27 protein-coding genes and 1 tRNA gene are annotated in these 24,990 nt (G+C 68.4%); 13 read left to right on the top strand and 15 right to left on the bottom strand.

Translation table 11 applies throughout. The features are described from left to right. Window positions 1-225 precede the first annotated feature (225 nt). From cydB to AB0I59_RS40075, 3 genes are all read right to left on the bottom strand, one after another. Window positions 226-1,215, bottom strand: coding sequence for a cytochrome d ubiquinol oxidase subunit II (cydB, locus tag AB0I59_RS40085; RefSeq protein ID WP_061261651.1), 990 nt, complete (start codon window positions 1,213-1,215; stop codon window positions 226-228). A 113-nt stretch (window positions 1,216-1,328) separates the two neighbouring features. Next, the gene (locus tag AB0I59_RS40080) at window positions 1,329-2,711 is read right to left on the bottom strand and encodes a cytochrome ubiquinol oxidase subunit I (protein WP_061261650.1); all 1,383 of its coding nucleotides are present in this window, start codon (window positions 2,709-2,711) and stop codon (window positions 1,329-1,331) included. Window positions 2,712-2,825: 114 nt separating this feature from the next. Continuing rightward, complete coding sequence (locus AB0I59_RS40075) at window positions 2,826-3,665, bottom strand: universal stress protein (RefSeq protein WP_358141874.1); 840 nt, start codon at window positions 3,663-3,665, stop codon at window positions 2,826-2,828. A gap of 206 nt (window positions 3,666-3,871) precedes the next feature. Between AB0I59_RS40075 and AB0I59_RS40070 the strand changes: the two genes are divergently transcribed. Beyond that, the gene (locus AB0I59_RS40070; RefSeq protein ID WP_358141871.1) at window positions 3,872-5,116 is read left to right on the top strand and encodes an acetate/propionate family kinase; all 1,245 of its coding nucleotides are present in this window, start codon (window positions 3,872-3,874) and stop codon (window positions 5,114-5,116) included. Window positions 5,117-5,130: 14 nt separating this feature from the next. Here AB0I59_RS40070 and AB0I59_RS40065 read toward each other — a convergent pair whose 3' ends face one another. Continuing rightward, complete coding sequence (locus AB0I59_RS40065) at window positions 5,131-7,446, bottom strand: phosphoketolase family protein (RefSeq protein WP_358141868.1); 2,316 nt, start codon at window positions 7,444-7,446, stop codon at window positions 5,131-5,133. A 106-nt stretch (window positions 7,447-7,552) separates the two neighbouring features. Between AB0I59_RS40065 and AB0I59_RS40060 the strand changes: the two genes are divergently transcribed. Then, the gene (locus AB0I59_RS40060; protein ID WP_358141865.1) at window positions 7,553-7,975 is read left to right on the top strand and encodes a pyridoxamine 5'-phosphate oxidase family protein; all 423 of its coding nucleotides are present in this window, start codon (window positions 7,553-7,555) and stop codon (window positions 7,973-7,975) included. Here AB0I59_RS40060 and AB0I59_RS40055 read toward each other — a convergent pair. Continuing rightward, on the bottom strand, window positions 7,968-9,650 hold the full coding sequence (locus AB0I59_RS40055; protein WP_061261647.1) for a GAF domain-containing sensor histidine kinase: 1,683 nt from the start codon (window positions 9,648-9,650) through the stop codon (window positions 7,968-7,970). The two genes, AB0I59_RS40060 and AB0I59_RS40055, sit on opposite strands and share 8 nt — an antisense overlap. 111 nt (window positions 9,651-9,761) lie before the next feature. Next, window positions 9,762-10,292 carry a hypothetical protein gene (locus AB0I59_RS40050; RefSeq protein ID WP_358141879.1) on the bottom strand — a complete coding sequence of 177 codons (531 nt, stop codon included), beginning with the start codon at window positions 10,290-10,292 and terminating at the stop codon, window positions 9,762-9,764. Between the two features lie 262 nt (window positions 10,293-10,554). Here AB0I59_RS40050 and AB0I59_RS40045 point away from each other — a divergent pair, with 262 nt between their 5' ends. Together AB0I59_RS40045 and AB0I59_RS40040 are read left to right on the top strand one after the other, a co-directional pair. Further along, window positions 10,555-10,989, top strand: a complete 435-nt coding sequence (locus tag AB0I59_RS40045) for a pyridoxamine 5'-phosphate oxidase family protein (protein ID WP_358141862.1) — start codon at window positions 10,555-10,557, stop codon at window positions 10,987-10,989. Window positions 10,990-11,070: 81 nt separating this feature from the next. Then, window positions 11,071-12,252, top strand: coding sequence for a zinc-dependent alcohol dehydrogenase (locus AB0I59_RS40040; RefSeq protein ID WP_358141859.1), 1,182 nt, complete (start codon window positions 11,071-11,073; stop codon window positions 12,250-12,252). On the opposite strand, the gene AB0I59_RS40035 is transcribed toward AB0I59_RS40040, so the two are convergent. Then, window positions 12,242-13,042, bottom strand: a complete 801-nt coding sequence (locus AB0I59_RS40035; protein ID WP_358141856.1) for a glycerophosphodiester phosphodiesterase — start codon at window positions 13,040-13,042, stop codon at window positions 12,242-12,244. The two genes, AB0I59_RS40040 and AB0I59_RS40035, sit on opposite strands and share 11 nt — an antisense overlap. Window positions 13,043-13,162: 120 nt before the next feature. Between AB0I59_RS40035 and AB0I59_RS40030 the strand changes: the two genes are divergently transcribed. Further along, window positions 13,163-14,119: a cation diffusion facilitator family transporter gene (locus tag AB0I59_RS40030; RefSeq protein ID WP_358141853.1), complete on the top strand. Its 957-nt coding sequence runs from the start codon at window positions 13,163-13,165 to the stop codon at window positions 14,117-14,119. Window positions 14,120-14,123: 4 nt separating this feature from the next. Here the strand turns inward: AB0I59_RS40030 and AB0I59_RS40025 are convergent, their stop codons facing one another. Continuing rightward, a complete protein-coding gene (locus AB0I59_RS40025) occupies window positions 14,124-14,336 on the bottom strand; it encodes a hypothetical protein (RefSeq protein ID WP_358141850.1) in 213 nt (70 codons plus the stop codon). Between the two features lie 162 nt (window positions 14,337-14,498). Here AB0I59_RS40025 and AB0I59_RS40020 point away from each other — a divergent pair, with 162 nt between their 5' ends. Further along, the gene (locus tag AB0I59_RS40020) at window positions 14,499-15,131 is read left to right on the top strand and encodes a hypothetical protein (RefSeq protein ID WP_061261640.1); all 633 of its coding nucleotides are present in this window, start codon (window positions 14,499-14,501) and stop codon (window positions 15,129-15,131) included. A 19-nt stretch (window positions 15,132-15,150) separates the two neighbouring features. Here the strand turns inward: AB0I59_RS40020 and AB0I59_RS40015 are convergent, their stop codons facing one another. Beyond that, window positions 15,151-16,203, bottom strand: a complete 1,053-nt coding sequence (locus AB0I59_RS40015; RefSeq protein WP_061261639.1) for a polysaccharide deacetylase family protein — start codon at window positions 16,201-16,203, stop codon at window positions 15,151-15,153. A 255-nt stretch (window positions 16,204-16,458) separates the two neighbouring features. On the opposite strand from AB0I59_RS40015, the gene AB0I59_RS40010 reads away from it, so the two are divergent. After that, window positions 16,459-17,271, top strand: coding sequence for an SAM-dependent methyltransferase (locus AB0I59_RS40010; RefSeq protein ID WP_358141846.1), 813 nt, complete (start codon window positions 16,459-16,461; stop codon window positions 17,269-17,271). Between the two features lie 118 nt (window positions 17,272-17,389). Here AB0I59_RS40010 and AB0I59_RS40005 read toward each other — a convergent pair whose 3' ends face one another. Further along, entirely contained in the window at window positions 17,390-17,569 is a 180-nt protein-coding gene (locus AB0I59_RS40005) for a hypothetical protein (protein ID WP_061255792.1), read from the bottom strand. Between the two features lie 526 nt (window positions 17,570-18,095). Here AB0I59_RS40005 and AB0I59_RS40000 point away from each other — a divergent pair. The 3 genes from AB0I59_RS40000 to AB0I59_RS39990 all read left to right on the top strand — a co-directional run bounded on the left by AB0I59_RS40000 (window position 18,096) and on the right by AB0I59_RS39990 (window position 20,487). Then, window positions 18,096-19,052 carry a hypothetical protein gene (locus tag AB0I59_RS40000; RefSeq protein WP_358141843.1) on the top strand — a complete coding sequence of 319 codons (957 nt, stop codon included), beginning with the start codon at window positions 18,096-18,098 and terminating at the stop codon, window positions 19,050-19,052. A 132-nt stretch (window positions 19,053-19,184) separates the two neighbouring features. Further along, window positions 19,185-19,874 carry a hypothetical protein gene (locus tag AB0I59_RS39995; RefSeq protein ID WP_358141841.1) on the top strand — a complete coding sequence of 230 codons (690 nt, stop codon included), beginning with the start codon at window positions 19,185-19,187 and terminating at the stop codon, window positions 19,872-19,874. A gap of 70 nt (window positions 19,875-19,944) precedes the next feature. After that, on the top strand, window positions 19,945-20,487 hold the full coding sequence (locus tag AB0I59_RS39990) for a GNAT family N-acetyltransferase (protein WP_358141838.1): 543 nt from the start codon (window positions 19,945-19,947) through the stop codon (window positions 20,485-20,487). 49 nt (window positions 20,488-20,536) lie between these two features. Here the strand turns inward: AB0I59_RS39990 and AB0I59_RS39985 are convergent, their stop codons facing one another. The 3 genes from AB0I59_RS39985 to AB0I59_RS39975 form a co-directional block, all read right to left on the bottom strand. Beyond that, on the bottom strand, window positions 20,537-21,073 hold the full coding sequence (locus AB0I59_RS39985) for an NUDIX hydrolase family protein (RefSeq protein WP_358141835.1): 537 nt from the start codon (window positions 21,071-21,073) through the stop codon (window positions 20,537-20,539). A 248-nt stretch (window positions 21,074-21,321) separates the two neighbouring features. Then, window positions 21,322-21,558 carry a cellulose binding domain-containing protein gene (locus AB0I59_RS39980; protein WP_082776901.1) on the bottom strand — a complete coding sequence of 79 codons (237 nt, stop codon included), beginning with the start codon at window positions 21,556-21,558 and terminating at the stop codon, window positions 21,322-21,324. A 41-nt stretch (window positions 21,559-21,599) separates the two neighbouring features. Then, window positions 21,600-22,340, bottom strand: coding sequence for a TetR/AcrR family transcriptional regulator (locus AB0I59_RS39975; protein WP_358141831.1), 741 nt, complete (start codon window positions 22,338-22,340; stop codon window positions 21,600-21,602). 103 nt (window positions 22,341-22,443) lie between these two features. Between AB0I59_RS39975 and AB0I59_RS39970 the strand changes: the two genes are divergently transcribed. Then, window positions 22,444-23,163 carry a DUF2306 domain-containing protein gene (locus AB0I59_RS39970; RefSeq protein WP_358141828.1) on the top strand — a complete coding sequence of 240 codons (720 nt, stop codon included), beginning with the start codon at window positions 22,444-22,446 and terminating at the stop codon, window positions 23,161-23,163. A 74-nt stretch (window positions 23,164-23,237) separates the two neighbouring features. After that, window positions 23,238-23,396 carry a hypothetical protein gene (locus AB0I59_RS39965; protein ID WP_358141825.1) on the top strand — a complete coding sequence of 53 codons (159 nt, stop codon included), beginning with the start codon at window positions 23,238-23,240 and terminating at the stop codon, window positions 23,394-23,396. Window positions 23,397-23,527: 131 nt separating this feature from the next. On the opposite strand, the gene AB0I59_RS39960 is transcribed toward AB0I59_RS39965, so the two are convergent. Both AB0I59_RS39960 and AB0I59_RS39955 read right to left on the bottom strand, forming a co-directional pair. Next, window positions 23,528-23,617 (bottom strand) — tRNA-Ser (locus AB0I59_RS39960). A gap of 219 nt (window positions 23,618-23,836) precedes the next feature. Then, window positions 23,837-24,400 carry a YceI family protein gene (locus AB0I59_RS39955; protein WP_061255797.1) on the bottom strand — a complete coding sequence of 188 codons (564 nt, stop codon included), beginning with the start codon at window positions 24,398-24,400 and terminating at the stop codon, window positions 23,837-23,839. 100 nt (window positions 24,401-24,500) lie between these two features. Here AB0I59_RS39955 and AB0I59_RS39950 point away from each other — a divergent pair, with 100 nt between their 5' ends. Next, a complete protein-coding gene (locus AB0I59_RS39950; protein WP_061255798.1) occupies window positions 24,501-24,983 on the top strand; it encodes a MarR family winged helix-turn-helix transcriptional regulator in 483 nt (160 codons plus the stop codon). Window positions 24,984-24,990: the final 7 nt, after the last annotated feature.

Genomic DNA, 24,990 nt, shown 5'->3' with positions numbered 1-24,990 from the left:
TTGTGGAGGCGCGCGTAGGACCGTGCCAGCAACCACCGCGCCCGCGAACGCCGCGCATGCGGCTCACCAGGCCGCGACTATCACGGCGCGCCGGAGCAACTGCCCGCCGTAGCGGAGCGGCAGGCACGTGCGGCGGGCCGACGCTGCCCGCCACAACAGAGCGGCAACCATGTACGGCGCGGCTGCGCCGAACTCCCGCCGTCCCAGAAGTCTCCAAGCGGATACTCAGCTTGGCGGACGGGTGAGGCGCTGGCGGAAGACCCAGTAGCTCCATCCCTCGTACAGCAGGACAAGCGGCAGGAAAATGGCCGCGACCCATGTCATGACCAGCAGCGTGTACGGCGAAGACGAGGCGTTCGTGATCGTCAGGCTGTTCGCCGCGGCCGTACTCGACGGCAGCACGTTCGGCCACAGGTTGATGAACAGCGTGCCCGTGGCGAGGATGATCGTGGCAGCCGTGGCGGTGAACGCCCACCCGTCCCTGTGCCGGATGGTGGCGCCTATCCCAGCGAGCAGGGCGGCAACGGCCAGCGCGGACGTGATCAGGGTGACCGTCTTGCCGTACATGACCTGAGTCACCGCGAGAAAGAGCACCGCGACCAGGGCGACCACCGGGGCGAGGCGCAGGGTCACCGCACGCGCGCGGGCGCGCAACTCGTGGGTGGTCTTCAGGGACAGGAACACCGCGCCGTGCAACAGGAACAGGCCGAGCGTGACCAGGCCGCCGAGCAGCGCGTACGGGTTGAGCAGGGTGAGCAGGTTCCCCGTGTATTCGTGCCGGGCGTCGATGGGCACTCCGGCGATGATGTTGCCGAAGGCGACGCCCCACAGTGCGGCGGGGATGAGCGATCCCCAGAAGATGGCGCGGTCCCAGCCGCGGCGCCAGCGGTCGGAGTCGTGCTTGCCACGGAACTCGAAGGCCACCCCTCGGGCGATGAGCGCGAGCAGTATGACCAGCAGCACCAGGTAGAAACCGCTGAACATGGTGGCGTACCACTCGGGGAAGGCGGCGAAGGTCCCGGCACCGGCGACGATCAGCCACACCTCGTTGCCGTCCCAGACCGGTCCGATCGTGTTGATGAGGATGCGCCGGTCGATGTCGTCCCGCCCCAAGACCGGCAACAACATGCCGACTCCGAAATCAAAGCCTTCCAGGACGAAGTACCCGATCCAGAGCACCGCGATGAGGATGAACCATACGGTGGCGAGTCCCATCGGCCTCCTTCCTGGGCGAACTGGGCGAACTGGGCGAACTGGGCGACTTGGGCGAACCAGTACTCCGGCTTCCTCGGCGAAGCAAACCCGTTTCTTGGCGGACCAGACCCGAATCAGTACGTCAGGTGGGGAAAATGGGGTGGTTCCTCACTCTCTCCTGCCGGTGTGGGACCCGCTCTGACCATCCGCACCATGATCACGGCGGTGATCGCGGCGAGGATGCCGTAGATCAGCGTGAAAGCACCCAGCGAGATCGCGAGCGTGGCGACATCGACCCCCGGCGAGTCACTCTCGGCCGTCTTGAACACTCCGACGACCGTCCAGGGCTGACGGCCCATCTCGGTGAAGACCCAGCCGGCGGTGTTCCCGATGAAGGGCAGCACCATGGCGACGACCGCCGCCCGGTAGAACCAGCGGCCGGGGGTTCTGCCCGGTCGGCTCACCCAGAGTCCGACCAGACCGAGCAGACTCGCCAGGCCACCGAATCCGATCATCAGCCGGAAGGACCAGTACGTCACCGGGATGTACGGGCGGTAGTCCCCGGGGCCGAACCGGGCGACGTACTCCCGCTGGACGTCGTTGACGCCCTGGACCGTGCCGTCGGAGTTCCCGGTGGCGAGATAGGACAGCACGTGCGGCACGCGCAGGCTCCAGATGGCCTTCTCGCCGCTGAGGTTGCCGATCGTGAACAGGGAGAACGGCGCGGGGGTGGACGTCTCGTACAACGCCTCGGCGGAGGCGATCTTCATCGGCTGCTGCACGGTCATGATCTTGGCTTGGATGTCACCGGTGATCGCCGCGCCGATGCCCGCGACGATCAGCAGCACGAGCCCGGCCCGCAACGCCGGCCGGAACAGGGCGGTCTCGCTGCGTCTGGCCAGATGCCAGGCGCTGACCCCGACGAGGAAGCCCGCCGCCGTAAGGAACGCGGCGAAGAGGACATGCGGGACCGTCACCAGGTTCGTCGGATTGCTGATCACGGCCCAGATGCTCGTCAGCTCGGCCCGACGGGTGCCCGGGTTGATCCAGTATCCAACGGGATGCTGCATCCAGGAGTTCGCCGCGAGGATGAAGTACGCCGACGCGACCGTGCCGATCGCGGCCAGCCAGATCGTGGCGAGGTGGACCAGGGGCGGCAGACGGTTCCAGCCGAAGATCCACAATCCGAGGAAGGTCGATTCGAGGAAGAACGCGAGGAGCCCCTCCATCGCCAGCGGAGCGCCGAACACGTCGCCGACGAACCGAGAATAGGAGCTCCAGTTCATCCCGAACTGGAACTCCTGCCAGATCCCGGTGACCACGCCCATGAAGAAGCTGACCAGGAAGAGCTTCCCGAAGAACTTGGTCATCCGCAGATAGACCTCGTTCCCGGTGATGTGCCACGTGGTCTGCATGGACGCCACCAGGATGGCGAGGCCGATCGTCAGCGGGACGAAGATGAAGTGATAGACGGTGGTGATCCCGAACTGCCATCGCGCCAGGTACAGCTTGTCCACAACGGCTCCCCCCCGTGCCGTCGGGACCGGCCTCAGGGATGCCCCCCGGGAGGCCGGGATGTCACAGGGGTACCCCGGCAGGCCGGGTCCTCACCTGACGACCAGGCCGGGTCCTCACCTGACGACGGCGACCGGGCAGCGCGCGTGGTGCAGGATGGCGCGGCTCACCGAGCCGAGCACCACGGCGCCGATGGCCCCGCGTCCGCGCGAGCCGACGACGATCAGGTCGGCCTTCTCCGAGGCGTCCACGAGGGCCGCTACGGGATGCCCGCGCACGACGTCCAGCGTGACCTCGACCTCGGGGAACCGCTCCTCCAGTTCTCCGAGCTTGTCCGTGGCGGCCTGGCGGAAGGCGTGCTGGATCTCCTCCACGTCGTAGACGACCTCCGGTCCGAGGATGTGCACGGGAAGCTCCCACGCGCAGATCCCACGCAGCCGGGCCCCGCGCAGCTTGGCCTCCTCGAAGGCGTACGCCAGGGCGGGGTCGCACTCCTCCGACTCGCTCACCCCGACCACGATCTCGCCGTACGCGGTGGCGGGGGCGGGCCGTACGACGACGACGGGCGCGTGGACGTGCCCGGCGACGTGCGAGCTGACCGAGCCGAGCAGCATTCCGGCGAAGCCGCCCCTGCCTCGGCTGCCCACCACCAGCTCGGAGGAGTGCTCGGCCTCCTGCCGCAACACCGGCGCCGGCACGCCGTAGACCAGTTCGGTCGTCACCTCGACGCCTGGTTGCCGGGTTCGTACGGCCTGGCGCGCGTCCCGGAGGATCCGCTCGCCCGACTGGACGATGGACTCCTGCACCCCGGGGATCGGATAGCGCGGGATCTCGTACGGCAGGCGGTCCACCACGTGGATGACCCGCAGCGGGAGTTCCTTGCGCGCCGCGTCGTCGGCCGCCCATTCGACGGCGGCCGTCGCGGCGGGGGAGCCGTCGGTGGCAGCGATGATCATGATGTCCTCCTCGTTCGTCCCCGGCACATCCATGACACGCCAGCGGCGGACCTGCTTCCAGGGCCGCTGGTCCTCATGGGAGGGGACCTTCCGCCTTCCCCGTAACGAGAACGCGAAAAGTCGGAAAGATTGCCAAAAAGCATGTGCCGTCCCGCCTGGGGAAGGAGGCTGATCACGGCAGGTTCGGCCGGGTCTGGAGGAGTTCTGTGCGCGAGGCCACAACCGAGGACGCCACAAGCGAGAACGCGACCGAGGACGCATCCGAGCACGCGTTCGTGCTGGTGCTGAACACCGGCTCCTCGTCGATCAAATACGAGCTGATCGACACCGGGTCCGGGACCCGCCTCGCCGTCGGCCTGGTGGAACGGATCGGCGGAGAGCGGGGCGCGCTCACCCACACGCGGGCGGGCAGCGAGCCGTACGAGGTGCACCGGCCCTATCCCGATCATGACTCGGGGTTGCGGGCGGCGCTCGACGCGTTCGCGCAGGCCGGCCCCGACCTGAGGCGCGTCCCGCTGCGCGCCGTCGGGCACCGGGTCGTCCACGGCGCCGACCGGTTCACGGGCCCTGTCCTGATCGACGACGAGGTGATCGCCGCCATCGAGGAGCTGTCCCGGTTCGCCCCGTTGCACAATCCGGCCAACCTGGACGGGATCCGGGTGGCGCGCAAGGCGTTCCCCGGCGTCCCGCAGGTCGCCGTGTTCGACACGGCCTTCCACCAGACCCTGCCCCCGCACGCGTACACGTACGCGGTGCCGCGCGCCTGGTCCGAGGACCTGGGTGTGCGGCGGTACGGCTTCCACGGCACCTCGTGCGCCTACGTCTCCCGGCTCGCGGCGGAGGTGCTCGGCAAGCCGCTGGAGGAGACCGACCTGATCGTGCTCCATCTCGGCAACGGCGCGAGCGCGACGGCGATCAAGGGCGGCCGCAGCGTGGAGACCTCGATGGGCCTGACTCCTCTGGAGGGCCTGGTCATGGGCACCAGGTCCGGCGACGTGGACCCCTCGCTGCCCTCGTACCTGGACAGTACGGCCGGGCTGGGCGTGAACGAGAGCCACGAGGCGCTGATGCGGGCCGGGGGCATGCTGGCCCTCGCCGGGGCGAGCGACATGCGCGAGGTCTGGGAGAAGGCCGACGCGGGCGACGAGGGCGCCCTGCTGGCGCTCGACGTCTACTGCCACCGGATACGCAAGTACGTCGGGGCGTACTACGCCGTGCTCGGCCGGCTCGACGCGATCGTGTTCACCGCCGGGGTCGGCGAGCACGACGCGCGGACCAGGGCGCGGTCCCTGAGCGGACTGGAACGGCTCGGCATCGCCGTCGATCCGGCCCGCAACCAGGCGAAGGACGAGCGGATCATCTCACCGCCCGGCTCGGACATCGCCGTGATGGTGATCCCGACCGACGAGGAGTGGGAGATCGCGTCGCTGGCCCTGCGCGTGCTCGCCTAGCGAAGCCCAGTACCTCAGTACGGCCAGACCCAGTTGCGGATCATGGGCGCGTCCTCGCCGTACTCGCGCGTGTAGGCGCGGCAGCGCAGCCGCTCGTCCATCATCCGCTGGCGCAGATGCGCGGTACGCGTGCCGAGGCGGGGAACCCGGTCGATCACGTCGATGACCAGGTGGAAACGGTCGATGTCGTTGAGCATCGCCATGTCGAAGGGCGTGGTCGTGGTGCCCTCCTCCTTGTAGCCGCGTACATGCAGGTTGGCGTGGCCGTTCCTGCGGTACGTGAGCCGGTGGATCAGCCACGGGTACCCGTGGAAGTTGAAGATCACCGGCCGGTCGACGGTGAACAGCGTGTCGTACTCGGCGTCCGTCATGCCGTGCGGATGCTCGCTCGGCGGCTGCAGGCGCATCAAGTCGACGACGTTGACCACCCGGACCCGCAGCTCGGGCAGGTGCTCGCGCAGCAGCGCGGCGGCGGCCAGGGTCTCCAAGGTCGGGACGTCGCCCGCGCAGGCGAGGACGACGTCCGGCTCCACGCCGTCGTCGTTCGACGCCCAGTCGATGATGCCGAGCCCCCGGGTGCAGTGGGCCACCGCCTCCTGCATCGTGAACAGGTCGAGCGTCGGCTGCTTGCCGGCGACCACGACGTTCACGTAGTCGCGCGACCGGAGGCAGTGATCCCCCACCGAGAGCAGCGTGTTCGCGTCCGGCGGCAGGTACACCCGGACGACCTCGGCCTTCTTGTTCATGACCACGTCGAGGAAACCGGGGTCCTGGTGGCTGAAGCCGTTGTGGTCCTGCCGCCACACGTGCGAGGACAGCAGATAGTTGAGCGAGGCGATCGGACGCCGCCAGGGGATCCTGCTCGACGCGGACAACCACTTGGCGTGCTGGTTGAACATGGCGTCCACGATGTGGATGAACGCCTCATAGCAGTTGAACAGGCCGTGCCGCCCGGTCAGGAGGTATCCCTCCAGCCAGCCCTGGCACAGGTGCTCGGAGAGCACCTCCATCACCCGGCCTTCGGGGGCGAGATGCTCGTCGGTCGGCAGCAGCTCGGCGTCCCAGGCCCGGTCGGTCACCTCGAACACCGCCTGCAACCGGTTGGACGCCGTCTCGTCCGGGCCCATCAGCCGGAAGTCGTCCGGGTTGGCGACGATCACGTCACGGAGGAAGGTGCCGAAGACCCGGGTGGGCTCGGTGGTCGCGGTCGCCGGGGCCTTCGTCTCGACCCCGTAGTCACGGAAGTCGGGCAGCACCAGCGGGCGCAGCAGCTCGCCGCCGTTGGCGTGCGGGTTGGCGCTCATCCTGCGCGGTCCGCGCGGCACGCCGGAGGTGACCTCGGGCACCGGTCGTCCCGCGGCGTCGAACAGCTCCTCCGGGCGGTAGGAGCGCATCCACTCCTCCAGGGCGGCCAGCCGGTCCGGGCGGTCCCGTACGTCGGTCAGCGGCACCTGGTGGGCCCGCCAGGTGCCCTCGACCAGGACGCCGTCCACCTCGTGCGGTCCCGTCCAGCCCTTGGGCGTGCGCAGCACGATCATCGGCAACCGGCCGCCCGAGCCCGCCTTGATCGCCGCGATCTCGTCGAAGACCTCGTCGAGGGTGTCGGCCATGAGCTGGTGCATGACCGCGGGATCGTCGCCGGAGACGATGTGCGGGCGGTAGCCGTACCCTTCCATGAGCTTGATCAGCTCGCTTTCCGGGATGCGCGCGAGCACCGTCGGATTGGCGATCTTGTAGCCGTTCAGATGGAGGATCGGCAGCACGATCCCGTCCTGCGCCGGGTCGAGGAACTTGTTCGAGTGCCAGCTCGCGGCCAGCGGCCCGGTCTCCGCCTCGCCGTCGCCGACGATGCAGGCCACGACCAGGTCCGGGTTGTCGAACGCCGCGCCGTACGCGTGCGCGAGAGCGTAGCCCAGTTCACCGCCCTCGTGGATGGAGCCGGGGGTCTCCGGGGCGACGTGGCTCGGGATGCCGCCGGGGAAGGAGAACTGGCGGAACAGCCGGCTCATGCCCGCGGCGTCCTGCGACACGGAGGGATAGACCTCGCTGTAGGTGCCCTCCAGCCAGGCGTGCGCGACCGCGGCGGGACCGCCGTGACCGGGCCCGGCGATGTAGATCATGTCCTGGTCGCGCAGGCGGATGATCCGGTTGAGGTGAGCGAAACAGAAGTTCAACCCGGGGGTGGTCCCCCAGTGGCCGAGCAGCCGCGGTTTCACGTCCTCGGGGGACAGCGGCTCCTTGAGCAGCGGATTGCCGAGCAGGTAGATCTGCCCGACCGACAGGTAGTTGGCGGCACGCCAGAACGCGTCGATCTGCGCCATTTCGTTCATGACCGTCCCTGTACCCGGGAGGCGGAGGTTGATTGCCGGAACGGGGACGAACGAGCCGAACGCCGGGCACCCTGGGGACCTTCGTCCCTGCAGGGTAGGATGCCGGGTGCGGAAGCCTGTAGGCATGAACCTCGACATGGCCGGGCTCCAGGAGCTCTCGCGGGCGGAGTGTCTGTCGCTGCTTTCCACGACGCCGATCGGCCGCGTCGTGTTCACCGAACGCGCCCTTCCCGCCGTGCAGGTCGTCAACTACATGCTGGACGGCGAGGACGTGGTGTTCCGCACCACCATGGGCTCCCGCCTGTCGAAGGCGGCGCGAGGCTCGATCGTCGCCTTCGAGGCGGACCACTTCGACCCGGTCACCCGCAGGGGATGGTCGGTCACCGCCGTCGGTCCGGCGCACCTAGTCGAGGAGCCCGGAGAGGTCCTGCGGCTGGCCCGGCTACCGCTCGTCCCGTGGGGGCCCGGCCACCACGACCAGCTCGTCTCCATCCGCGCGGAACTGGTCACCGGGAGGCGCCTCAGCTGAGGGGCACCCGCCAGCGCAGGCAGGTGCCCCTGGGCTCGCGCCGGACCACCTCGAACGTCCCGCCGAGGATCTCCGCCCGCTCGGCCAGGTTCCGCAGACCGCTGCGCCGCCCCTCCTCCGGCACGCCGACACCGTTGTCGCCCACTTCGAGAAGGAGGGCGTCGTCACGGGCGTCCACGGTCACGTTCACCTCGGTCGCGTGCGCGTGCCGTACGACGTTGGACAGGGCCTCGCGCAGGACGGCGAGGAGATGGTCCGCGAGCTTGGGCGTGACGACGGTGTCCAGCGCCCCCTCCAGGAGGACGCCCGGCATGAACCCGAGGTGGCCGCGCGCCGACTCCACCAGGTCCATGAGCTGCCCGCGCACCGTGGTGGCCGCCTCCTCCCTCGGCGTATGCAGCGCGAAGATCGTGGAACGGATCTGCCTGATCGTCGCGTCCAGCTCGTCCACGACGTGCTGGACGCGCCCGGTCACCTCCGGTTTCTCCACCAGCCGGACGACGCTCATCAGCGTCATCGCCGCCGCGAACAACCGCTGGATCACCACGTCATGCAGGTCCTTGGCGATGCGGTCGCGGTCCTCCAGCAAGCCGAGACGCTCGGCGTCCTTCCTGGCCTCGGCGAGTTCGAGCGCGACGGCGGCCTGACCTGCGAGGGCCTGGACCATCCGCAGGTCGGCGGAACTGAAAGGCAGGCGTCCGCCGCGCTTGCCCAGGCCCAGCACGCCCCGGACGTTCCGCCCCTTTCCGAGGGGGACCGACAACGACGGGCCCGCCTTGCCCACCGGCGCCTTGTCGGGACAGGACCTGATGTCGGCCACCTGCGGCTCGGCGGTGCGCAGCACCAGCCCCGCCACCGTGTCCTCGGCGGCCAGCTCGATGCCGAGCAGCTCCTCCGCTCCGAGTCCCTCGGCGATCTCGACCCGCAGCACCTCCGGGGTGGCGCCGAAGGAGATCGTCGCCACGTCCGCGTCGGTCATCTCCCGGGTGCGCCGGGCCAGGGTCACCAGCACGTCGTGCGGGTCGGCGCCGGACAGCAGGCTTGTGGTCACCTCGGACGAGACCTCGAGCCATGCCTCCCTGCGCCGGGTCTCCTCGTACAGCCGGGCGTTCTCGATGGCGACGCCCGCGGCCGTGGCCAGGGCGGTGACGATCGCCTCGTCCTCCTCGTCGAACTCGCCGTTGCGCTTCTCGGTGAGGTAGAGGTTGCCGAAGACCTCATCGCGTACGCGGATGGGGACGCCGAGGAACGAACGCATCGGCGGATGGCCGGCGGGAAAGCCGTACGACTCGGGGTGATCGGCGATGTCACGCAGCCGGAGGGACTGCGGCTCCTTGATCAGCAGCCCGAGGAGGCCGAGCCCGTGCGGCCAGTGCTCGATCCTGGCGATCTCCTCCTCGGACAGGCCGACCGGGACGAACTGGACCAGGGTGCTCTCGTCCCCGATCACTCCCAGCGCCCCGTAGGAGGCGTTGACCAGGGCGGTGGCGGCCTCGACGATGCGGTGCAGTACGGTCTCCAGGTCGAGCTCGCTGCCGACCGAGACCACGGCCTCCAGCAGCGAGTGCACCCGGTCGCGCGTGGCGAGCACGGCCTCCAGTCGGCTCTGCAGCTCGGCCAGGAGATCGTCCAGCCGCATTCGCGGGAGGAATGATCCCGATTCGGTGTCCGCCATGTCGTGCCCTCTCAAAGTGATACCACTCCGGGCATAGCACACCGCCCGCCCTCTTCGCGAGGACGGGCGGTGGATGGGTGGTGGCTACCTGAGTCGATTGAGTGATTTTCGTCACTTGAGGATCGGGTACCGCCTGACGAGCGCGGTGCCGCCCCACCAGCGGCCGATGCCGAGGGTGTCACCGGCGTTCGCGAGGGCGAGCCCGGCGAGGACGACGGCGTAGATCACGTGCTCGTCCATGAAGGGGTTGTTCGCCAGGGGCAGCTCGGCCGCCCACATGAGCACGAGGAGCAGACCGCCGGTGATCGCGGCGACGCGGACCCCCGCGCCGACGATCAGAGCGGTGCCGATCCCGGCCAGACCGATCATGAAGAGCCAGTCGGCCCACCCCTGGCCGGCGAGCCCGGAGAAGAAGCCGCCGAAGGTGTTCTCGGCCGTTCCCTTGAGGAATCCGGTGGTCGGGCTGCCGCCGTTGATCCACGCCTTCTTCTCGGGGGTGGCGAACCCTAAGCCGAGAAGCTTGTCGACGAAGGCCCAGAGGAAGATCCAGCCGATCGCCATGCGGGCGACCCCCCAGACGTAATCCACCGGCCTGCGAGCCGCCGTCGCGGCGTGTGCCCCGGGCGCCGGGACCGCACGCATCGCCTGCTGCTCGTTCCGCTCCATGATCGCCATCGTGAGCCCCTCTCCCTGTCGTCTGTGATGCCTCAAGTCCATCGCTCCCGCCGGATCGGCGGCAGTGCCGTACGGCTCGGCCGCGGCGGCACAGAGGTCCCCGGCTTGAGGGACCTTCGGCCCAAGAGCGCATGTCAGGGAGGAATGACCCTTTCTCCAGGACTTTGGTCCCTAGCGGGACATGGCGTTACCAATGGCATGGTGGGTTTGTGAATCGCGGCGAACCAGCATGAACGAACGAGAGCTCCGGGAACTGCCCCGGGACGAATCTCTGCGGCTGCTCGCCTCCGTGGCGATGGGCCGCGTGGTGTTCACCCTTCAGGCGCTCCCCGCGATCCGGCCGGTCAACCACATCCTCGACGGCGGCGACATCATCATCCGCACCCACCTGGGCGCGGCGATCACCTCGGCGGCCGACGGCGACGGCACCGTGGTCGCGTACGAGGCCGACGCGATCGACCCGGACGACCATCTCGGCTGGAGCGTGATCGTCCTCGGTACGGCCCGGCTCGTCAGGGACGAGGCCGAGGTCGCGCGCTACAGCGCGATGCTCAGGCCGTGGGTCTTCGGGAACATGGACCACGTGATCCGCATCCATCCCGAGGTCGTCACGGGGTTCCGGCTGATGGCCTTCAGCGAACCGATCGGCTCCTCGGAGCACTGAGGCGTACCGGGTTCTCGCAAAGAACGCCTTATATCGCATTTGTCCCGTTTGGTGACCACAGGCCGGGTTAGCGGGGGCCTCATGAAGGCACTCACCTGGCACGGAAAACGCGACGTACGGGTCCAGGAGGTCTCCGACCCGGCGCTCAAGGAATCCACCGACGCCATCATCAAGGTCACCACGTCCGGGATCTGCGGCTCCGACCTGCACCTGTACGAGCTGTTCGGCCCGTTCATGCTGGAGGGCGACATCCTCGGCCACGAGCCGATGGGCATCGTCGAGGAGGTCGGCTCCGACGTCAAGAACATCAAACCGGGCGACCGGGTGGTCATCCCGTTCAACATCTCCTGCGGGCACTGCTTCATGTGCGACCGCCGGCTCTTCGCCCAGTGCGAGACCACCCAGGTCCGCGACCACGGTATGGGCGCCGCCCTGTTCGGCTACACCAAGCTGTACGGCGAGGTGCCGGGCGGGCAGGCGGAGTACCTCCGCGTCCCGCAGGCCCACTTCGGCCCGATCAAGGTCCCCGAGGGGCCTCCGGACGAGCGGTACGTCTACCTCTCCGACGTCCTCCCCACCGCCTGGCAGGCCGTCGAGTGGGCCGACATCCCCGAGGGCGGCACGGTCGCGATCTTCGGCCTCGGCCCCATCGGCCAGATGTGCGCCCGCATCGCGCGGCATCACGGCCACCGGGTCATCGCGGTCGACGGCGTACCCGAACGCCTCGCCATGGCACGCAGGCACGGCGTCGAGACCGTGGACGCGCAGAGCCACCGGGACATCCCCGAGGCCCTCCGCGACCTCACCGACGGCCGCGGACCCGACTCGGTGATCGACGCGGTCGGCATGGAGTCGCACGGATCGCCCGTGGCCAAGCTCGCCCAGAGCATCACCGGCATGCTGCCTGACCGGGTCGCGGCGCCGCTGATGGAGAACGCGGGCGTCGACCGGCTCTCCGCGCTCCACCACGCCATCGAGTCCGTACGGCGCGGCGGCACGATATCGATCATCGGCGTCTACGGCGGCATGGCCGACCCGATGCCCATGCTGCGGATGTTCGACAAGGGCATCACGCTGCGGATGGGTCAGGCGCACGTCAAGCGGTGGATCGACGAGATCATGCCACTGGTCGACGACGACAGGGATCCGCTGGGCGTGATGGATCTCGCCACGCACCGCCTGCCGCTCGACCAGGCGCCGCACGGCTACGAGATCTTCCAGAAGAAGCGCGACGGCGCGATCAAGGTCCTGCTCACTCTGTGACCGGGACGGAACACGCCGACCTGGCCCAGGCCAGGTAGGCCGGCGTCCGGTCGGTCACGACGCCGCTCACGCCGTAATCGGCCAGACGCCGCCAGTCGCCCCGGTCGTTGGGGGTCCACGCGTAGACGGGAAGTCCGGCCGCACGGAACTCCCGCACCAGCGCCCTGGTGAGCCGGTCGTACCGGACGCCGACGAAGGAGAACCCCGCGGCGGCCGACACCCGGAGCGCGGACGAGGAAAGCAGCCCCCGCGTGGCCCCGATGGAGCCCACCGCCCGCAGCGCGGCGGCGGAGAACGACGTGATGCTCGCCCACCGGCGGGCGTCAAGGACGTCGTACACCTCGCGCAGTGCGCGCACGTCCTCCGCGTCCGGAACCTCCTTGAGCTCCACCATGGCGCGGCCGCCCCAGTCACGGACCAGCCGCAGCGCGCCCATCAGGGTCGGGGGCCGCTGGCCGTCCGCGGTGCGCAGCGCGCGGAACTCCGCCAGCGTCATGTCCGCGACCCGTCCCGTTCCCGTGGTCGTACGGTCGACCGTGGGGTCGTGCATCAGCACGGGTTGGTGGTCACTGGTGAAGTGGACGTCGAACTCGACCCGGTCGGAGCCGGCGTCCAGCGCGTTCTCAAAGGCCGCGAGCGTGTTCTCCGTCGCGTCGTAGCCGCGATGGGACACGAGCCGGGGGGCGGGACAGGACGACGAGGTGGCCAGGTGGGTCCGCCCCGGCGACGGATCCAGCATCGTGATCACCAGGAGCGTGGTCCCCAACGCGTTGGGAAGGCTGACTGCCATACAACCTATGATGCTCACGAAGCGTAGTCGCTCACTTACAAATCGTTGACAATGCCTCGATTATTTCCACCGGCCCGCGCTAAGCTCGCATAACGGGACAAAACGAGAGGGATCCGTACGATGGCGGACCACGGCCACGGTCACGGACACGATCAGGGACACGGTCATGGACACGGTGTCAGCCCGACCGCCGACCGGCGCCTCCTGACGGCGGCCCTCCTGCTGATCGTCACGTTCATGGCCGTCGAGGTGGCCATCGGCGTCATCGCGGATTCGCTCGCGCTCATCTCCGACGCCGGGCACATGCTCACCGACGCCATCGCCATCGTGCTCGCGCTGGTCGCGATGCGGATCGCCGCCCGCCCTCCGCAGGGCGGGTTCACCTACGGCCTCAAACGCGCCGAGATCATCTCGGCCCAGCTGAACGGCATCACCCTGCTGCTGCTCAGCGCGTACTTCGTCTACGAGGCCGCGCACCGGCTGGTCACGCCGCCCGAGGTCGAGGGCGTCTACGTCGTGGTGACCGGCCTGGCCGGGATCGCCGTCAACATCGCCGCCACCTGGCTGCTCGCCCGCGCCGACAGGGGCAGCCTCAACGTCGAGGGCGCCTTCCAGCACATACTCAACGACCTCTACGCGTTCATCGCCACCACCATCGCCGGGCTGGTCATCTGGCTGACCGGCTGGGGCCGGGCCGACGCCGTCGCCGCACTGGTCGTGGCGGCGCTGATGCTCAAGGCGGGCTGGCGTCTGGTCCGCGCCTCGGCGCGGGTGTTCATGGAGGCGGCGCCCGCCGGGATCAACCCGGCCGAGATCGGCCGCAGGACGGCCGCGCTCGACGCTGTGGTCGAGGTGCACGACCTGCACGTCTGGGAGGTGACCTCCGGTTACCCCGCCCTGTCCGCGCACATCCTCGTCGCCCCCGGCGCGGACTGCCACGCCGTACGGCTGGCCGCCGAGCGGCTCGTGCACGAGGAGTACGGCATCAGGCACACCACGCTGCAGGTGGACCACGCGTCACCGGACGTGCTGACCATCGGCCGTACGGAGCAGCGGCACGCGAACCACTGCGAGTGACCCGTCAGAAGTTCAGGCCGCGACCCGCCCGATAAGGCAACAGCCAGGCGAACCCGACGTTGCCGAAGTTGACCAGCATGCTGTGCGCGACCTGGGTGCCCATCTCGGAGACCTCCAGCCGGATCACCGCGCCCGACTGCATCCAGCGGGCCACCTCGTCCTCGGTCAGCGGCGGCTTGTGCACGCGCAACACGAGGTCGTGCAGTTGCCCGACCATACGGAGATGAAGCTCGCATGTGGGCTCAGTGGTCACCATCGGCCCGCCCCCGTTTGACGTACTGCGGACTTCACCGCAAGCCTACTCCGCGCGTAAATCCTTTCCCCGGCCGCTCCGTCAGACACGATGGACGGGTACGGCCGAGCCGAGGAGGAGATGAGGATGCGCATCGAAGACCTGCCGAGGACCCGGCGTGCGCTGCACGGAGTGGCCGAACTGGTCATGGCCGGCCCGCAGTACCGGCTGAGCGGCACCATCCGGCTCAGGGCCGCCTCCGGTGGATTCGCCACGATCACCGCGCCGGACCTGCGGGTCGACGGCGACACGCTGGTGACGGGGACCGGGCTGGTCCTCCCCCTCAGGGGCGTCACCTTCGCCGCTCTGGCCGAAGCCGCCGGAGTCCGGGCGGGCGCGCCCCCGGGGCTCTACCGCGACGGGTCCGGCGTCCAGAGCGACGAGGTGGTCGACGTCGATCCCGCCGCCGCCGAGTACATCGCGGACTGCCTGGCCATCGGCGAGACGGCGCTGCGCCACCTGGACCCCGAGTTGACCCCGGTGCTCTGGCCCGAGCACTTCGACCTCGGCATCAGCAGCGACGAGGTCAACTACGGCGTGTCCCTCGGGAACAGCGAGATCGAGGAACCGTACGCCTACGTCGGGCCCTGGCAGTCCAGGGAGGGCTCGTTCTGGAACATGACCTTCGGCGCGGCCCGCCCGATATCCGAGCTGGGCGGCGCCGACGCGGTCACGGCGTTCCTGGAGGAGGGCCGCAGGCAGGCACACGACCGCGACTGATTGTCGCGGCCCGGTTCCGCTAGTACGGCAGGGCGATGGCGGCGAAGTTCTTGTCCACGAAAGGCGCCTTGAACTTCGGGTACGCCACCGTGGCGACGTTGCCGTCGGAGGTGAAGCGCTCGTCCGGGTGCGCGTTGAGCTCGTCCAGCCAGGCCGTCGAGCAGAACTTCACGCAGTCGCCCTTCTTGTCCATCGACCGGATCCGCGGGATCCCGACCGGGTCGAATTCCTTGGTGAACGGTGACGGCGCCGGGGTGTACCCCGCCAGGAAGACCCCCTGGTAGTCGTACCGGACGCCGTTCCCGGAGCCGTGCAGCGCCCACTTCTTGTCACGCGGCTGGTTGCCGTACGGCAGGGCCAGGGTGTGAACCTGGACCTTCTTGTCCAGATCGGTGATCAGCTTCTGCCCGGCGGCGATCTGCTCGGTCACCTCCTTCTCCGACTTTCCGAGCAGGTTCAGGTGATCCCGCGTGTGGTTGCCGATGTCGAACCCGTTCTGGGACAGCCAGCCGAGGACCTGTGCCCGCTCCTCCGGGCTGAACTTCCCGAACATGTCGCGGATCACGTAGAAGGTGGCGACAGGCCGGAAGCCCGGGTGCTTCTTGGCGACGTCGAGCAGGATGCCCACCGCGGTGTCCGCCTTGGGCGTGCCCATCTCGTCCAGCGTGAGCTGCGACGGCGAGGAGTCGTCAAACGTCAGCACGACCGGGTGCGTGCCCGCCGGGATGGCGATCTTCCCGGTGACGTACTCGGCCGCGGTGATCGGCACGTACTTCTCGGAGGCCAGACGCTCCAGTTCGGTCCGGAACTGCGCGGGAGTGCGGTCGTCGGTCCCGCCGGGTTTGTCGGTGATCCGGTGGTACATGATCACCGGAATCTTACCCAGCTCGTTGGCTCTCACCTTGGCGGCAGCGGCCGCGTTGGCCTTCCGCGTCAGCTCGGCGGAAGCGGCCGCCGCCTTCGCGTTGGGCGTCGCGTGCGCCGCCGTCTTGGTCTCTGTGGACTGGCATGCCGCGAGCGCCACCAAGCCCGCACACGCCACCCCGATACGGACAACCCCGAAGCGACCCATGGTCCCTCCAACCGAGTTGCGGAAGATAGGTCTCCTGTACCCCCGCAATCTCCCTACTTCACCCTTCGTACCGCCATGCTCACGCTTCGGATTCGTTACCTGTCGCGCTTCGCGCCTCGACACCGCGCAGTCGTACAACTTGACGGCAATGCGGTGAAATACGCTGATGTGTCGTGATTTGCCCGCCTATCAGGCGCGAATCGTTTAAGTTGATCTCCTGGGCATGTCGTCTTCGACACCGCTGAGGAGGCTGTGATGGGTGGGGATTCCCGCGAGATCGACAACGAGGTGCTGGCACGCATCAACACCTCCGTCCCGCATTCGGCCCGTGTATGGGACTACTGGTTGGGTGGCAAGGACAACTACGGACCGGACCGCGAAGTCGGCGACGAGATCGTGAAGGTCATGCCGGACCTGCCGGTCAACGCGCGGGCCGAGCGCCAGTTCATCGGCCGCGTCGTACGCCACCTCGCCGGCGACGCCGGCATCGACCAGTTCCTCGACGTCGGCACAGGCATCCCGACCGCGGACAACACCCACGAGGTCGCCCAGCGGGTCAACCCCAAGGCGCGGATCGTCTACGTCGACAACGACCCGATCGTGCTGGTCCACGCCCGGGCGCTGCTGCAGAGCACGCCTGACGGAGCCACCGCGTACATCGACGCCGACCTGCGCAAGCCCGAGCCCATCCTGGAGGCGGCCGCGCTGACGCTCGACTTCTCCCGTCCCATCGCGCTGATGCTGATGGGCGTGCTGGAGTTCGTCCCCGACGCCGAACTGGCGCACGCCGCCGTGGGCGCGCTGCGGGACGCGCTCCCCTCCGGCAGCTACATGGCGATCGCGCACAGCGTGCACAGCCCGTCGATGGACGACGCCGCGGCCAAGTGGAACGCCAGCGAGGCCAGCCCGCTCACCCTGCGCACCCCCGAGCAGCTCAAGGAGTTCTTCGCGGGGATGGAATTGCTGACGCCCGGCCTGGTGTCACTGCCGAAGTGGCGGCCCGAGCCGGAGACCAGCTTCCAGGACCGCGACGTGTTCCAGTTCGGCGGCGTCGGCCGCAAGCCGTAGGCGTCGCGAACAGCCAGCCACTCGAGAGGCGATGGAGCACCAGCCGTATCCGGCATGCGCCTGGTGCTCCGTACGCAAGGCCCCCTCCTCTACAACCCGCGCTCCCTACGGCCCTGCTCTAGCTGGACAGGATCGGAGAGAAGCCGCCCAAGGCGGCGGTCCCGACAGTCAGCCCCACCAGAAGCGAGGCCGACCGCGACTTGCCTGAGCGCCGAGCCAGCAGGGCGGCGCCCCCTCCCACAGCAACCGAGAGGGCGATGGCGATGATCGCCTTGATCATCGCGCCGGACTGGGTCATCCAACCTCCGAATCGAAAAGCCTCCGGACCTATTGGTTGACCGGAAGCCGCTATTTACTCGCTTACTTATCTATCGGTTGATGAATGTGGACATATCCACACAGATCATCACGGCAGGTTTCCGGTCAATGCGGAACGGAACGGACCGTACGAAGATTCTGTTATGCGGCACGTCCCAATGACACCCAAGGCCGCACATGATCATTCCGAGTCATTCTCGCTGATCAGAGCGATTCGGACCGACTTGGAACACTCGCCCAGAGAAGACGATCATTGATCTTATTCGTTCCGAAATGGTTTGCGGCGACCGGAGCGCCCTCGTAGATGCTCCTGACACCTCGGACATGCGGGACAATTCGGAGATCGCATCAATGGTGATGAACGATTGGCGGTGTCCATAGCCGTGAACGGCCGTCCCCCGAGCCAGGGGAGCGAACAGCTTGTCGCAGCGCTCAGGGAAGCCCGTGAGATAGCAGGGAACCCGTCCTACGGCGCGTTGTCTCGCTACACTCCCAAAACCCATCCGTTGAGCAAGACCGCCGTCCACGACATTCTGAACGGACTTCGGCTGACTCCTCTGCGGTGGGAGACAGTTTCCAGCCTCGTGCACGCCTGCCGTAAGGCCCTGGAACAGACTGGTATCGATCCCGATGAAGCGCTCGGGACGGTGGCGGACTGGCATCAGCGGTACTGCAGCTACCTGCACAATGGCGCCCCCCAGCAAGAAGCCGCCGAAGCCGGGGACCTGCCCACGGGGGCGATCTCCCCCGTCCTCACACCCGACACCCGTGTTCAGGACATCGAAAGTCGAACCCGAGTCACCACAGCCGAGGCAGGTTCCGGCGTCTCGCGATCGCATTCACCCGATCGAAGCCGGATGTTGATGTGGTTCGGGCCGCGAGGTGCCGAGCTCCTCGACTGGGCCGGGGAACGACAAGCCCTCGCGGCTTTCGAACTGGGCGTGCTGCTGCTGAACAAAGGATCTCTGGCCGAAGGCGGTGAGTTCCTGCGCCAAGCGGCCCAGCTGGATCCTCGCCTGACGTTGAAGGTCAACCTGCGTCAGGGAGCACACCTCTACGGCAAGATCCCCAAGGACATCTGCCGGAGAGTCGCCGTTGGCTACTCGTGGCGCGGACTCGAAGTGAACGCGCGCCAATGGCGTCACTATGCCCAGGACCTCGACGGGATCCCCGTGGTCGGAGTTCTCTCCCCGGTCGGACGCCACGCCGTCGCTGACGACGTGTTGGAGCTGAATCCGACTCGGCATGCCCCGCTGGACCCCAACGAGGTTCAGCAGATCGACATCGCGTACTGCGAGGTCTACACCTCACTGCCTGAGCCGGTCCTCACCAAACATCAGGTCGACGTTCTCAACAGCCTGCTTGAACAAGAGCGGGAAGGCGCTTCCTCCATCGAGCGCGGGCATCTCATGATCCCGCCGCCCATGGACCTCTCAGAGTTCTCCCGCGACCTAGTCCTGTGAGACGCACGGCGGAGAACCGGCGCGCCGGGGACCGGCTCCCGCCACCGTCCGGACACCGTACATCGGGAGGTAGATCACATCTGAAGATCACTCAGCACCGAACCGGCCTGGGGACGGGTACGTGATACGGGCATGAGATATCGACTGCTCGCCGTCCTGTTGCTGATCATCGGGACGGTCGCGTTCACTCCCAGTACGGCATGCGCCTGCTCCTGCATGCCGCTCAAGCCGTCCCAGCAGATGAAGGGGTCGGCCTCCGTGTTCACGGGCACGGTGACCGCGATCCGCCGGATCGACGGTGATCCCCTCGGCCCAACGCCACCGATCGTCTACACCTTCCGAGCCGACCAGATCTACAAGGGCGCGGCCAAGGCGGAGTTCCAGGTCGCCACCAACGCCGACAGCGCCGCGTGCGGATACAACTTCACGGTCGGCTCCCGCTACCTGGTCTTCGCCTCGGCGGGCAAGTCGGGCCTGTTCCAGGTCGACCCCGGGGTACGCCTGCACACGTCGCTGTGCTCGGGGGACCAGATGGTCCGCCCCGGTACGGGCCCGCTCCGCCCGAGGGACGGGATCGTACGCGACCAGGACGGCTACAGCGGGGAGCGCCTGGGCAAGGCGCTTCTCACCGCACTCGGCAAGCCGACAGCGGCTCCGGCACCCACGCCGTCGCCCGCGGTCACCCTCACCCCCAACACCTCAGGCAGTTCCTCGGGAGACGGCCGGGCCCCGATCGGGATCTATACGGGAGCGGCCGGCGCCGGCGCCGCAATCGCCTTCGCGGGCTGGCGGCTCCTCAGGCGACGCCCCGAGTCCGACTGACATGTCGCCTCCCGCGTGATCAAGAGGTGAGGAACACGTCTGTCGGAGGCCTCTGGCAGGCTGATGGCCCGTGAGGAACAAGGATGCGCCGGACTTCCGCCAGATCACCGATCGGCGGGAGATGTCTCCCGAGCTGAGACGGGAACTGATCGAGTGCTGGGTCACGGTGAGCAACGCGGGAGGCGCGGCCGGCTTCCCCTTCCCTCCTGTCGGCTTCGACGAGGTGGCGTCGGTGGCCGATCAGCTCATCGCCGGCCTCGATCCGCGGCGCAGCCGTTTCCTTCTGGCCTTCGTTGACGGGGTGCTGGCGGGCTGGCTGAACGTGCGCCGGGACGTCAACCCGCTGATCGCGCACTGGGGCACAGTTCACCACGTCCAGACGCACACCGACTTCCGGGGCAGGGGTGTCGGCGCCGCGTTGATGCACCGCGTACGCGACCTGGCGCGCGAGGAGATGGGCCTTGCACAGCTTCACCTCGCCGCGCGCGGCGGTGTGGGACTCGAAGGTTTCTACGGCCGGCTGGGTTGGAAGGAGATCGGCCGCCGGCCCGGCGCGCTGCGGCTCGCGCCCGGCGACGATCGCGACGAGATCCTGATGATGCTCACGCTCTGACACCGAACCGTGGCGCCCTGGAGCCTCGATCACCACCCCGCCTGAGCGGTCAGGAAAGGCACCCGACGTACGCGAGTGCCTGCTTCAGCAGGACGCCCTGCCCGCCGGCCATCTCCTGCTGCACCAGGGGCGACGCGGCCTCCTCCGGCGTGAACCAGACGAGGTCGAGGGCGTCCTGCCGGGGACGGCAGTCGCCCACGACCGGCACCACGTAGGCGAGGGACACCGCGTGCTGCCGGGGATCGTGGTAGGGCGTGATGCCCTGCGTCGGAAAATACTCGGCGATGGTGAACGGCTGCGGAGAGGCGGGGACGCGCGGCAACGCCGTCGGCCCGAGATCCTTCTCCAGGTGGCGCATGAGCGCGTCACGGACCCGCTCGTGGTGCAGCACGCGGCCGGAGACGAGGGCCCGGCTGACCGTCCCGTCCGATCCGATGCGCAGCAGCAGGCCGACATGCGTGACCACTCCTGTGTCGTCGACGCGTACCGGCACGGCGTCGACGTAGAGGATCGGCATCCGCGCGCGGGTCGACTCCAGTTCTTCTGGGCTGAGCCAACTGGGCGTGGTTTCGGTCATTTCGGTCATTAACCGATCGTACTTCGCAGCCTGCTCAGCGAGGTGATCACGCCCGAACAGACGTGTCCCCAAAGCCCCTTCCAGCGCTGAAAGACTCCGTAGGTGAGCAAGACGACTCCGGGCGAATATCGGGACTTCGAATTCTGGGTGTTCGATGTCTCCAAGGGCATCCTGCTCGCCGAGGGCTGACGGATCGACCCACCGATCCGGCGGCCGGCCGGCCATCCATGCGACCCGCACGGGCGACCAGCACACGCCTAACTACACGCGGCGCCGTTGATCAGGAAGCGTGCCGGGGTAAGGTCGGCGCCCGTGTTGGTGCCATTGAATCCGATGTGAAGGGTCTGTCCAGGGGCGATGTCCTTGTTCCATGCCACGCCCCTGGCCGTCACCACGGCTCCGGCCTGCGACCACTCGGCCGACCAGCCCGAGGTCACATGCTGGCCGACGATGCCGCAACCAGTGGAGACGAGCGGCGGCCGGCCTGTTCTCATGCAGGGGAGGTGTCGTCGCCGCGTCGGCCGGCTGACCCGGCTCAGGCCCGGGCGGCGCGTTCGATCGCCACCCCCACGCCGTCGAGCAGGTAGTCCAGGCCGGCGCGGAAGTCGTCGTCCGGACCGGCCCCCGGGTCGGGGGCGAACACCCCGGCCTCGACGGCGCGGGCCAGCGCCGGGAACCGGCCGGGGCTCGCGAGCTCGGTGAGCAGGGCGGCGTACGCCCCGTCGGCCCCTTCCTCTGGTTCGGCGGGCATGGACGCCAGGAGCTGGGCCGCGCCGCGCACGTAGTGCAGCACCAGCATGACCACCGAGAACCGGGCCCGCTGGTCCAGCGGCGTACCGCCGAGGGCGCGTAGCGCGGCGTCCAGCCAGGCGAGCTGGCCGGGGTCCATCGGCGGGGAGTTCACCAGCTGGACGATCCACGGATGCCGCAGGTAGACGCCGAACAGCTCGACGGCCCACCGAGTGAGTGAGCCGCGCCAGTCGGCCGGCGCAGTGCCGAACTCTGGCGGCGGGCCGGGCACAGCGTCCAGCATGAACAGCTGCAGGTCGTCCTTGCCGGCCACGTGCCGGTACAGCGACATGGGCGCGCAGCCGAGCCGTTCGGCGAGCCGCGCCATGGACAGTGCGGCCAGACCCTCCTCGTCGGCGAGGGCGACGGCCGTCGCCACGATCCGCTCCAGGCTGAGCCCGGGCGTGCGTCCCCGCCCCTTCGGCTTGGCCCGCCCCCACAGCACCTTCAGCGCGTGCGGCAGCTCGTCTCCGATGTCGTCCGGCATTCCAGGGAGCTTACCAGTTTGCGTATGTCATACGCGTTGCGTATATGGTACGCATTAAGCGTATGCCATACGCATCCATTCGACCGTCCTCCTTGGAGCCGTCATGCACACGACGATCGACAGTCCTCCGCCGGTACCGGCCCGCCGGCGTCCGTGGTGGCGGCGCCGCTGGACGGTGCCGCTCGGCCTGGTCACGGCCGGGTTCCTCGCGTTCTCGCTGCCGCCGTACCTGACCGGCGACCCGTCGCTGTCCCGGGTGCCGCAGCCAGAGGGGTTCGGCCCGCACTACCCGCTGCTCGTGGCGCACGTGCTGTTCGCCTCGGTCGCCATGGTCACCGCGTTCTTCCAGGTGTGGCCGTGGTTCCGCCGGCGGCACCCGGTGTGGCACCGGCGCGCCGGGCGGGTCTACGTGTTCGCCGGGGTGCTGCCGGCCGGGCTGACCGGCCTGGTCATCGGGGCGCGCACCCCGTTCGGGCCGTTCCTCGCGGTCAGCGACGTGCTCCTCGCCCTGCTGTGGCTCGCCTTCACCGTGGCGGGCTGGCGCGCCGCCCGCGCCCGCCGGTACGCCGACCACCGGCGCTGGATGCTGCGCAGCGCCGTGCTGACCTACTCCATCATCACCAACCGGGTGTGGACCGGGATACTGATCATCGCCCTGTCCCCGCTGCAGGACACCGTCTTCCACGGCGACCCCGACCTGATGGCGTGGACGATCTCCGGGCTGTCCGGCTGGCTCGGCTGGACGATCCCGCTGCTGGCCGTGGAGTGGTACCTGGAGCGCGAGGTGGCCCGCCGCGGCCGCCGCACCGCGCTCGCGACCTGATCCCGGAGGCCCGATCCCGGAGGCCCGATCCCGGAACGGCCGCCCGCCCCGGAACCGCCGCCGCCGGTTCCGGGGTGTTCGCGTTTGCGGAGGGCCTGAACTGCGCACGCCTGCCCGCCTGGGATGAAGCGCTCGACGAACTCGACCAGGACGACGAGGTCGAGCCACTGCATGTGGTCCGCTTCGGGGCTCAGGTTGACGTTCAGGGCGTCACGTCGCCAGTCAACAGGTGAAGGATGCAAGCACGCACATGGGGCGGCTCTCTGGGGCGATGACGACTAACTGCAACTCAAACTGCGACCTTGACGGTCCCAGAAACCAGAAGAGCCCCCCTCGCTGAAGTCGCGAGAGGGGCTCTGACCTGCGGAGGCTCGGGGATTTGAACCCCGGATGGGCTTAAGACCCAAACCGCATTAGCAGTGCGGCGCCATAGACCTGACTAGGCGAAGCCTCCTGGTTGCCGATCGGCTCAAGACAGAGTACCGGCGATTGTGCCAGCCAGCAAAGCGAAACCGGCCTTGATCGATCCCGACAGGCGACAGCGCGAGGAGGGTATGCCGGCAGGTGGACGACATCACCCCGCGATCACCCGTCGGCTGGGTCGCGATCCCGAACGCACAGCTCTTGTCCACAGCCTGTGGACAAGAGCTGTGCGTAAAGCTGGGGAACTCGCTCAGGCCTGCCGTACGGCTTCGCCCTCGATCTCAATCTTGACCTTCTTGCCGACCAGAACGCCACCGGTCTCCAGGGCCTGGTTGTAGGTCAGGCCGAAGTCCTCGCGGTCGATCTCGGTCTCGGCGCTGAAGCCGAAGATCTCCTGGCCCCACGGGTTCTGCGCGGCACCGCCGAACTCGACCTTGAGCTTGACCTCCTTGGTGACGTCACGGATCGTGAGGTCGCCGACGAGGACGAACTCGTCGTCGGAGTGGTCGGCCACCCGGGCGCTGCGGAAGGTGATCTCCGGGAACTTCTCGGCGGAGAGGAAGTCGTCGCTGCGGAGGTGGTTGTCGCGGTCGCCCACACCGGTGTGGATGCTCGCGGTCTTGATCACGGCCTCGACGCCCGACTCCAGCGGGTTCTCGGCGATGACGATCTTGCCCTCGAACTCGGCGAAGTTGCCGCGGACCTTGCTGACCATCATGTGCTTGACGACGAACCCGACGCGCGTGTGCGCGATGTCCAGGGCGAAGGTCCCTGCCGTCGGAATCTTGATGCCTTCCCACTCACGGATGCTCATGCTGGCCTCCCGATGTACTTGCCGCGTGGATGTCTGAGCAAGCAATTGTCTACAGGAGGAATATTCCCCATGTCAAATAAGACGCGGTAGACTGCGCCATATGAGCCCATTTGATGATCCCCGCCTCACCGCGATGGGCCTGCTCGCCGAGGTCATGTCGGGGATCTCCGGAAAGATCAGCCCCGCCCTCGCGGGTGCCGGGCTGTCCGACGCCGACTTCGAGACGCTGATCAGGCTCGCCCGCTCCCCAGAACACGGCCTTCGGATGAGCGACTTGGCCGCACAGACATCGCTGTCCACCAGCGGGATCACCCGCGTGGTCGACCGACTGGAGCGCGACAACCTCGTGATCCGCCGGGCCTGCCACAGCGACCGCCGCGCGTCGTACGCGGTCCTCACCGACGAAGGCAGGGACCGGCTACTGAGCGTGCTTCCCCAGCACCTCGACGACATCGAGACGTGGTTCACCGGCCTGCTCACCCCCGAGCAGCTCACCGACTTCCTGACCACGCTCCGCCTCATCCGCGACGTCGTACGGCCCTGCGCCACGGCGGGGGTCACGGAGCCCGTCAAGGTCGAATGACCGGAGA

The sequence above is a fragment of the Microtetraspora glauca genome, assembly GCF_040656155.1.
Taxonomy (GTDB): domain Bacteria; phylum Actinomycetota; class Actinomycetes; order Streptosporangiales; family Streptosporangiaceae; genus Microtetraspora; species Microtetraspora glauca.
The sequence above is the reverse complement of the archived record's forward strand: the minus strand, read 5'-3'. Positions and strand labels throughout refer to the sequence as shown.